Below are 2,122 nucleotides of genomic sequence, written 5' to 3'. Positions count from 1 at the left end.
TGTAAATCCACCGTAAACCGGATTGTTCTGGTTTTTTCTGTGTTTCCGGCTCTGTCTACCGAGCGGTACGAAATGACGTAGTCACCGTTTGTTCCAAATATTAGAGGTTCTGTATAAGCAGTAAATTCACTGTCACCCAGCTGATACTCAATATCCGCCACGCCAGAATCGAGGTCTTCTGCAAATAACGATACCTGAACCTGACTGTTATAAATTCCTTTGTCTTCTGCATTCTGATTTCCAGAAAGGATAGCGGTTGTTACCGGTGCCGTGCGGTCGGCTGACATATCTTCTGTTATTCCTGGCTGATATCCGAGTACACACAAGTTATCAATACTTGCTTTTTCCCCATCTATGAAACTAGTCATCTGCACCAGAAGTCCGCCTTTATCCACACCCGAGAAAGTAGTCGCAGAAGTCCATATGGATGGTTCCGGCTTTCCTTTTTCCCATATCTTTACTTTCATCTCATGTCCAACAATAGCAATTTTCGTGCTGTACCAGGTCCCCACCTTATAGCTGTAATTTCCGCCGCCTCCAGGGCCGTTTAAGCTGCCGTCTACATACTGCTGGTAACCCAGACCATTGGTGTAATTCGGAGTAAGCAGTACGAGATATTTATTGCCGTGGTCCATGAATCTCGGTGAAAGGAATAATCCTCCGTAACTCTGTGGGTTTACGTCATATCTTAAATCCATGGATAGCATAACATCCTGCCAGTCCGCTTCTTTTTCCAGACGGGCATCGACGCCGTCAGCAGGCTTATTGATGCGCAGAAACTGTGTTCCGTCCTCATTTTTCTCTACATAAGCACTATTCACAATGGCTGTATAGCGGTTTACAGCAGATTCCTGATCCACTAATTTTCCTGCTGCATAATCTTCAAAGTCATCTTTAAATAATTCTTCTGTAAAATTACCTACATTAATTTTCTTTGCATTACTCTGGATTCCATCTGCACTTTCAATAAATACAGAACCGCTTACAACACCGCCCGGCATACGCAAAAGTATTTTTTTAGCTGTCCAGCTGATGATATTTCCGGACTGTGCATCCACATAAACCGGACCTTGTGCCCCGCTAAGTACCACTCTTCCTGTTTCTTTGCCAAAGTTTCCTTCCAGCAACACTTTATCCCCGGATGAAATAAATTCCGGCGCTGTTAATTTATTCAACTCAATCGGAATGATGATTTCTCCGCCAGCTTCCTGTACTCCGGCATTTGCTGCCAGTTCCACTGGATAACGGTCGTCGTCCGGAGCTACTCCATAATAATTATTGCCTCCGTCTACATAATGATCTGCCTTGTATCCATAGGTATACTCCCGGACATTATGATTCATATCTACCTGAACATTGTATGTAATATTCTGATCCACAGTCATTCCGCCGCTGCCCTGATCCAGGTAAATACCGCCCGGCCAGCCTACATTATCATGGATTATATTGCCTTTAATGCTGGTGCCCGGCATGTCACCAAGTGTATAAACGCCTGCCCCGTCGTGTAGTTTCATCATACACATGGAAACATCATTATTTTCAATAATATTATTACGTGATACTGCTGCATCTCCAAGAGGAAATACGGGATATTCCGCAGGGGTCTCATCATCGGGCGTGCCGTCCGGTTTATAACGTCCGCCCTGCTCCCAGTATCCCCAGCCCCAGCCTACGGAAATACCGGAATAAGCCACGTCACGAATTGTATTATTCGTAATAACAGTTCCATCCGTATAGCCTGCCACAACGGCAATGCTTCCCTTATATTCCGTACCGATTCCGTTAAAGTAATTATTTGTAATCGTATTGTCTTTTACTATTAAACGCTCATCATGGGGTGTTTTATTTTTAATATGGTTCTCAACAGTATCTCCGGGCATCAAAGGATGTGCTTCGGTAATACTGACCCCTCCACAAGTATTCCGCCTGCCGATATATCTTTAAATACACTTATTTTTTACTGTGTTGCCCACAGAACCATCCAGCATATTGATTCCGGCTGAACCCAGGTTCTGGAATGTACAGCGGTCAAAGGTAATTCCTTTTGCCATCTTAGTAACAATTGCCGCTCCCGGTGCCAGAGAATATGCATGCATGTTGAAATCTTCTTTGGGATCATGGG

General features: G+C 44.3%; 2 protein-coding genes. Both read right to left on the bottom strand.

Going from position 1 to position 2,122, the window contains the following annotated elements; genetic code table 11:
• A partial coding sequence (locus RHS_RS29385; RefSeq protein ID WP_047835229.1) for an OmpL47-type beta-barrel domain-containing protein occupies nt 1-1,880 on the bottom strand: 1,880 nt, incomplete at its 3' end.
• 60 nt (nt 1,881-1,940) lie between these two features.
• The coding region (locus RHS_RS29380; RefSeq protein WP_047835228.1) for a hypothetical protein at nt 1,941-2,122 on the bottom strand (182 nt) is incomplete at its 5' end.

The organism is Robinsoniella sp. RHS (assembly GCF_001029355.1).
Lineage (GTDB): Bacteria > Bacillota > Clostridia > Lachnospirales > Lachnospiraceae > Robinsoniella > Robinsoniella peoriensis.
This window is presented reverse-complemented; position numbering and strand designations above follow the sequence as displayed.